General features: G+C 69.8%; 7 protein-coding genes. 4 read left to right on the top strand and 3 right to left on the bottom strand.

The annotated features are described in order from the left end of the window. Positions 1-120: 120 nt before the first annotated feature. The gene (locus tag ACFXGA_RS12825; RefSeq protein WP_378087233.1) at positions 121-1,281 is read right to left on the bottom strand and encodes a S1 family peptidase; all 1,161 of its coding nucleotides are present in this window, start codon (positions 1,279-1,281) and stop codon (positions 121-123) included. Positions 1,282-2,137: 856 nt separating this feature from the next. On the opposite strand from ACFXGA_RS12825, the gene ACFXGA_RS12820 reads away from it, so the two are divergent. From ACFXGA_RS12820 to ACFXGA_RS12810, 3 genes are all read left to right on the top strand, one after another. After that, positions 2,138-2,395 (top strand): hypothetical protein, encoded by a 258-nt coding sequence (locus ACFXGA_RS12820; RefSeq protein ID WP_378087231.1) that lies wholly within the window; start codon positions 2,138-2,140, stop codon positions 2,393-2,395. Between the two features lie 260 nt (positions 2,396-2,655). Next, positions 2,656-3,366, top strand: coding sequence for a hypothetical protein (locus tag ACFXGA_RS12815; RefSeq protein WP_378087229.1), 711 nt, complete (start codon positions 2,656-2,658; stop codon positions 3,364-3,366). Further along, positions 3,275-4,285 (top strand): DEAD/DEAH box helicase, encoded by a 1,011-nt coding sequence (locus ACFXGA_RS12810; protein ID WP_378087227.1) that lies wholly within the window; start codon positions 3,275-3,277, stop codon positions 4,283-4,285. Before ACFXGA_RS12815 ends, ACFXGA_RS12810 begins: the two co-directional genes overlap by 92 nt. 311 nt (positions 4,286-4,596) lie before the next feature. Here ACFXGA_RS12810 and ACFXGA_RS12805 read toward each other — a convergent pair whose 3' ends face one another. Both ACFXGA_RS12805 and ACFXGA_RS12800 read right to left on the bottom strand, forming a co-directional pair. Continuing rightward, positions 4,597-5,079 (bottom strand): hypothetical protein, encoded by a 483-nt coding sequence (locus ACFXGA_RS12805; RefSeq protein ID WP_378087225.1) that lies wholly within the window; start codon positions 5,077-5,079, stop codon positions 4,597-4,599. 48 nt (positions 5,080-5,127) lie between these two features. After that, entirely contained in the window at positions 5,128-6,177 is a 1,050-nt protein-coding gene (locus ACFXGA_RS12800) for a hypothetical protein (RefSeq protein WP_378087224.1), read from the bottom strand. Between the two features lie 528 nt (positions 6,178-6,705). On the opposite strand from ACFXGA_RS12800, the gene ACFXGA_RS12795 reads away from it, so the two are divergent. Further along, the coding region (locus ACFXGA_RS12795) for a hypothetical protein (protein WP_378087222.1) at positions 6,706-7,064 on the top strand (359 nt) is incomplete at its 3' end.

Below are 7,064 nucleotides of genomic sequence, written 5' to 3'. Positions count from 1 at the left end.
TGTGGGGGACCGCCTGGCCGCCCACCCCACCCCCAACCCCCCCCCCCCGCGCCCCACGTGGCTGCTCGCGTATCGGCCCCCGGGCCCGCGCCCACCCACGGATGGGGGACGTGTCGGCGATCAGGACAGGATCAGCGACAGGCCGTAGGCGGACAGGATCGGGTTGACCTCCTGGTAGTACGTGGTTCCGCCGGTCGAGCAGTTGCCCGAGCCGCCCGAGGTCACGCCCTGGGCCTGGTTCGAGCTGAGCCACGAGCCGCCGGAGTCGCCGGGCTCGGCGCAGACGTTCGTGCGGGTCAGGTTGTAGACGACGCCCTGGGGGTAGTTCACGGTCTGGTTGCGGGCCTGGATGTAGTTGCACCACATCCCGGTGGTCGAGCCCGAGCGGCACACGCCGGAGCCCACCGGGACCTGCGCGGAACCGCGCACGTAGTACCAGTAGCCGTTGTAGCCCTCCATGTAGCCCCACAGGTTCACGCCCGCGACGGTCCGCACCCACGCGTAGTCGTAGTAGGGGAACGTGGAGCCGGCGAAGTAGCCGTAGAGCGCGCCGTACTGGTCGGTGGCCTGGGAGCCGGGGGTGCCGCAGTGGCCTGCGGTCACGAACCCGCCGTACACGGCGAAGCCGATGGAGCACCGGCCCGCGTTGTTGATCCAGTACGGCCAGCCGCCGACGACGTCGGCGTAGGGCACGGGGGAGTGGTCCTCCTGCACCACGCGCACGGCGTGGTGCAGGGACTTCGCCTCGTCGACGAACTCCGTCACGGCGGCGTCGACCTTGTGCCGGTTGACGGTGACGACGACAGTGTTGGTCTGCACGTCGACGTACCAGCCGTTCACCCCGGCGGGCGCGGCCTTGCCGGCCAGCCGGTCGAGCGCGGTCTTGGTGGCGTCGAGCTGGGCGTAGGTGTGCGCGACGGGCACGACGGTCACGTCGAGGCCGGTCTTGTCGGCAGCGGCGTCACCGGCCACCGCGACGGCGAGCTTGCCCGTCGCGGGGTCGAACCAGCTGCCCGCGTAGGCGGCGCCGTAGACCTTGCGGGCGACGACCTCGACACCACGGGCCTTTTCCTCCTGGGCCAGGCGTGTTTGCACGCCCTCGGCGGTGAGGCCGAAGTCGCGCTGCATCGCCTCGGCCATACCGAGGGAGACGCGCGGTGCGGAGGTGGAGGACGTGGTCGCCACACCGCTGGGCGCGGCGACCGCGGGCAGGGACGGAATGGCGAGACCGATCGCGAGGACGACCGCACCGGCTAATCGGACGATACGCGGAGAACTCACTGGGCAACCCTTTCAGGCGAGGGTGCAGGGAAGCGCCGATCGGTCACCCGAGAGGTGCGAGCGGAGCTCGGAAACCGATCGGCAACGCCGTTTATGAACCCGGCGGATCCGAAACGATACTTTCCCGGTCCGGCATGCCCATACCGCCGAGCCGGTGGCGTTCGATGATTGTTTTGGCAGGTCAAGGGCGCGTGGAATCGTCCACATGTGTCGAGCGTGTTACCGAAACGGCCGATTCGGAATTCCGTAGTGACACGGCTCGACGCGTCAACCGGGGAACGGCAGACGTCATTCGTCGGGTGTCGGCGTCCTGTCGCTCCACCACTTCCCGCCAGTGGGCGAGGTTGCCGCGGGTGGTGCGGGTGTCGGGGTGGTCGGGGCCCAGCCGGAAGCGGGTGTGGTCGTGGAGGGTGTTCCAGTAGGTGACGGCGGCGTGGACCTGGCCGCTGCCGCTCAGAGAACTCCCCCGCGCGTTGGAGCACATCGTGGAGTGCGGGCGTGAGCAGGGCGGGGGTGGTGTGGGTGTGAAGGGTGGTGGTGTTGGAGCGCAAGGCTTGGGCGAGGTGGTGTCGATGGTGGGCCAGATGGTGCGGAGGGCGTCGGCGGTCGTGCGGGCGGGTCGCGCCACACCCGCCAGGCGTGGTGGGCGGCCAGTTGGGACTTGCCGACCCCGCCCAGCCCCGACACGACCACGCCCGCGCGCCGCCCACCGCCGACCAGCACGGCCGAGTGCCCGGCGGCCAACGCCTCCACCAGTTCGGTGTGGGCGTGGCGTTGCCGGTAGTGGTCGGCCGGTGTGTGCGGCAGCCCGACCCGCACCGGCCACGCCACCCGCGCCGGGTGCCCTCGGTGGACGGTGACCGTGGCGTCGCGACCGGCCTGCACCACCACGGCGTTCCCGGACGCGGTGGCGTCCTGGCCCGTCTTCGGCACCTCACCGCCACCCACGGCATCCTCGATCGTCGCGCGCGCACCCCGCCTCGACCGAACCACGGACCGGCTGTCCTGGCACCTTGACGTCCCACGGCCTCCGCAGGACCGCCGGATTGCGGAGCCCGAAGAGATCGCCCTCGACGTGAACCTGCGCCTGGTCGAACGGGAGCAGCGTTTTTGACGGTCCTGCGCGACCTGTGGCAGCGCCAGTGCTCAGCACGTGCCCGGAGGGCCATCCCACCCGGAGACCGGGTTGTGGGACGCGAAGGTCGAAGCCGTGTTGGGAAGTTGAGGGTTCGTCGGGACCGGTGTGCGTCCGGAAGGCTGACACCCGCATGACCGATGCCTCGTCGTCCCCCTCCGGTGGACACTGCTGAAGTGGGGCGGAAGGGCGCGGCGGGCACATCGGTCCGCGGACGGGCGAGGGAACTGCTCGGACAAGTGGACCGCCTGGTCGAAGCCGGGGCAGCTCATGCCGAGCGTGCGGAGCACCTGGGGAGTGATGGCCGGGCGCGCGTCGCCGGACTGGTCGAAGCCGAGGTCCACGCCCGGTTGGCCGCACGTCCGGTGACGGACCTCCGCCCGTGGGTGGATGAGCGGACGAAGCTCAGAGCCTTGGTGGACGCCGGGTACAGGAGCGTGGCCGAACTCCTGCCCCACGACTCCGAGACCTTGCGGCAACACCACGGCGTCGGTCCGCACACCGCGGTGAGAGCCGCTGAGGCGGCGCGGGAACTGGTCGAGGAGACCCGCCGCGGGGTCCGGATCCGCTTCGACCCGGAGCGCCCCGATCCCGCCCACACCGACCTCCTGTGCGTCATCGCCGCCCTCCGGCAGGCCATCGCCACGCGATCGGCGGTGCTGGCACGCTCGGAGCGCTTCGCCGAGCGCGTGGGGTCGGTCGCCCGCGCCGTCGCCCCGGCGCGCAGTTGGTGGCGCATGGCGATGACGTGGGGGTCGCGCAGGCAGCGCGTGGTCGACGCCTTGCTGGACCTGGACAGCGTCCTCACTTCCCCGGAGACGCGCGACTTCCGCGTGGAACGAGGTCGGCTCGGTCGGCTTGGACATCGCGGGCCTGAAGGCGACGTTGTACGGCTACCAGCTGTTCGGAGCCCGGTTCGCCGTCCTGCGGCGCAGGTGCATCCTCGGTGACGAGATGGGCCTGGGCAAGACCGTGCAGGCCCTGGCCGCCGTGGTCCACCTGGCGGCGACCGGGCCGCGCCGCTTCCTGGTGGTCTGCCCGCTGACCCTGATGGGCAACTGGGTGCAAGAGATCGCCAAGCACACCGACCTGCAGGACGCGGCCGCACGCCTGGCCGTTGGGGGCGCGAGCGTCGACGCCGAGGAGTTCCGACGCCGGGTCGCTCCGGTGTACCTGCGGCGCAACGTCGAAGACGTCCTCACGGAGCTGCCGAACAAGATCGAGATTGACGACTGGGTGCTCCCGAGCGCGCGAGACCTCGACGCCTACCGCGGAGCCGTCGCGACCAGGGACGCCATGGCGATGCGCCAAGCCACCTTCGATCACGGGTCAGAGAAGCTGGAGCGGCTGGAGGACATCGTGAAGGAGGCCCGGGACGACGGGCGCAAGGTCATCGTGTTCTCGTACTTCCACCGCGTGCTCGACATCGCCTCCGCCAGGCTCGGAGACGGGGTCGTCGGCCGGTTGGACGGCAACACGCCGGCCGCGCGGCGGCAGGGCCTGATCGACGACTTCACCGGGAAGGCCGGGCACGCGGTGCTGCTGGCGCAGATCGAGACCGGCGGCGAGGGGCTGAACATCCAGGCCGCGTCGGTCGTGGTCATCACCGAACCGCAGTGGCGTCCGTCCAAGGAGGAGCAAGCCGTCGCCCGGGCACACCGGATGGGCCGGGTCGGCGTCGTCCAGGTCCACCGACTGCTCGCCAAGGACACCATCGATGAGCGCATCCGGGAGAAGCAGGCCGAGAAGATCGCGGCGTTCGACCGGTACGCGCGCCCCAGCGACACCAAGGACGCCGACCCGCGGGCCATCGACCCGGCGGAACGGGCGGAGATGGTCGAAGCCGAGTACCGGCGCCTGGGGCTCTGACGCGTCACCTGCCAGGTGCAGGAGCACGGCTCGGCCGCCACGACCTCGGCGTGGTGGCCGCCGCCCGGGACTTCCTCGACCGCCGCCGCCCCCGTCTTCGCGCATTTCCCCGATCCGACCAGGCCGCCGCGCCGGCGCGAGGAACCCGGGAACCTCCGGTCCCGGACCGGTCCGGCGAGGCCGCGAACCCCGCGTTCCGGCGCGGTCGGCGCCGCGGCTCGCGGATCAGCTCGATCATGTGGTCCGGCAGCACGGGGTGACGACCGGGACCGGTGGGAGTCGGTACCCGGGACGCCGGTCGGCCCGTCCGGTCATGCGTCGGGGGTGGCGGTCCCGGGCGGTGTCTTGGCTTTCGCCTCGGGCGCTTCGGGGGCCTGGGCGAAGTCGCTCTTCTTCGGCCGGTTCTCCAGGTCGGGGTCCTTCTTCAGGTCGCTGTTGCCGGTCACCGTCGTGCTGGAGGCGGTCATGCCGGCCGAGGCCACGTCGGACATCGACTGCGGGTTGGCGGCGTACCGGGATTGTGCGGCGGCCGAGGTCTGGGCGTTGGCGATGAAGGCGCCGAGGAAGCCCAGCACCGCTCGTGCTTCGGGCGATTGTTCCTGCACGACCTTGGCGCGGTCGGACGCGCCGTGGATCGCGCTGCTGAACAGGCTGCCGTGGGAGTCGTCGTAGGTGTCGTCGTCGGCGTCCTCGAAGTCGACGTTCCCACCCGGTCGTGGTTTCGTCCCGTCGCGGTCGACCGAGAAGATCCCCGCTCCCGCGTTGGCGAAGTTGAAGATGTTGTCGAACACCATGGTCGTCACCTCTGGCCGTGTTCTCGTCGAGTGGTGGGCATCGCCCGGTCACGGGCCCTTGTAGAGGGCTCGGGGGCTGTAGGTCAGGGTTTCGCTCTCGAACACCGTGTGGTCGACGTCGAGCGCGGACACGACTTCTGCCACGCCCTTGACGCGGAAGGTGCCGTTGCCGGTCAGGTCGATGTCGCCGATGTCGCGGGCGACGACGTGGGCCTGGGCGGGGTTGCCGGGCTGCGGGGGCGACAGGACGTCCACCGGCACGGCGTAGCGCACGGCGAGGAAACCGTCGAAGGTCACCGGGATCTCGTAGGTGTACTGCTTGCGGCTGCGCCGCTGGGTGGCGATGGTCTGCACCCGGGAGTTCGGTTTCACGTCACCGGAGACCTGCGAGGACGACCCCCAGGTCGTGGTCAGGGTGCCGCTGACGGAGGCGGTGATGCCGAACATCAGCTGGGCGTGCAGCTCGGCGCTGCCGGTCGCGCTGCCCTGCACCGTGAACGTCGTCCCGTTGGTGATCCCGTTCGTCGTGGCCGACTCGGTGTTGTTGGCGTTGTCCACGCCGATGTTGTCCTTGCTGTTCTTGTTGGTGACGGTGTTGGCGTTCTTGTTCTGCATGCTGTTCTGCAGCTGCAACTGGAGCTGGTTCTGCAGCTGGAGCTGGAGCGACGCGCTCGCCTTGCCGCCGAAGGTCAGCTGGGCCTGCCCCTGCAGGTTCCAGGTGACCGCGTTGGCGACGGTGAAGTTGACCGTGTCGGTGAACTTCACCGCGGACGTGTCGCTGCGGTTGACGTAGGAGCGGGAGGAGAACGTGTCGGGCGGGGGTTGGTCGACGTTGCCGCGTTCCTCGATCAACGGCTCGCCCAGGTGCAGGTAGGCGAGCCAGCCCAGGTCGTTGGCGGTTCCGTCGAAAGTGCCGAAGCTCGACTTGTTGATGGAGAAGCCGATGGGCCTGTGCTGCGCTCCGGACTGGTCCACGTAGATGAGGTTGGGGTGGTTCAGGACGGACTGCCAGGACTGCGCGATGTTGAGTTCCCGCAGATTCCGCTTGGTCAGCGGATGGCGTTTTACCCGTTCCAGGTTGTACGTGTTCGCAGGCATTCTTCGACCTCGCCCGATGTGTGTGACCGTGCGGTGGACCGTGCTGGGGGAGGTAATTGCGGTTCACGTACCCGCACTCGAACCCGGCACGGGTCGATCGCGACGCTAGCACGGTGTGTGACGCGGGATCCAGGACCTCTCACGCCGCACCTGTTCAGGGTAAAGGGCTGGTGGCGGCCCCTCTTGGTCGCTCCTCCGTTGCACGCGCCGTCACCCTGCGTCACTCCGTTGACGGCCGACGGGCATCCCCCCGTGGTCATTCACACACGTTCGAAGGGTGGTCCGGGTAGATCCACCGCAGCATTGCGGCCACCGGGGTCGACTTCGGTATCGGGTGACGTTCTGGTGGCCGGTATCGCCGTGCGGTATACCTGGTGACATCTGTTCCAGCGCGTCACGCTTTCGCGGGTCGCATCGCGTGAAGTCGTGGACGTGTCCCCACTTGTCCCGCATCGAGTGTTCGATGCGTTTCGCCCCACGTTCAGAACAGGTGAGGTGTCAGCGGTGTACACCCAGGAACGCACTCCGATGTCGGATCTGGTGGTCGGCGGTCCGGTGCCGGTGAACAGCTACGACAACGCCATCGTGGCCGCGTTGGTCGAGAACCGGCCGGTGATGCTCGTGCACGCCTTCAACGGCGGGTACCTCAAACCCGCCGAGCTGGAGGAGAACAGCCACGACAAGGGCGTCCAGTTGGCGACCACGCTCGACCCCGCCACCAAGGAGCGCAACGGCCACCTCTGGTACATCACCCCCGGCGGCTTCTTCGGGCAGAGGCCCCTGTACTTCATCGAGAGCGCCGCGGGGCAGGCGCCGGGGGCGCACCCCGGGGGGCCCCGCCCCGGGGGCGGCGGGGCCCGGCCGCCCCGGGGGGGCGCCCCCCCGCG

This window comes from Actinosynnema sp. NPDC059335 (genome assembly GCF_042752395.1).
GTDB lineage: Bacteria > Actinomycetota > Actinomycetes > Mycobacteriales > Pseudonocardiaceae > Actinosynnema.
Note: the sequence above shows the minus strand (reverse complement) of the source record. Positions and strands in the feature narration are given on the sequence as shown.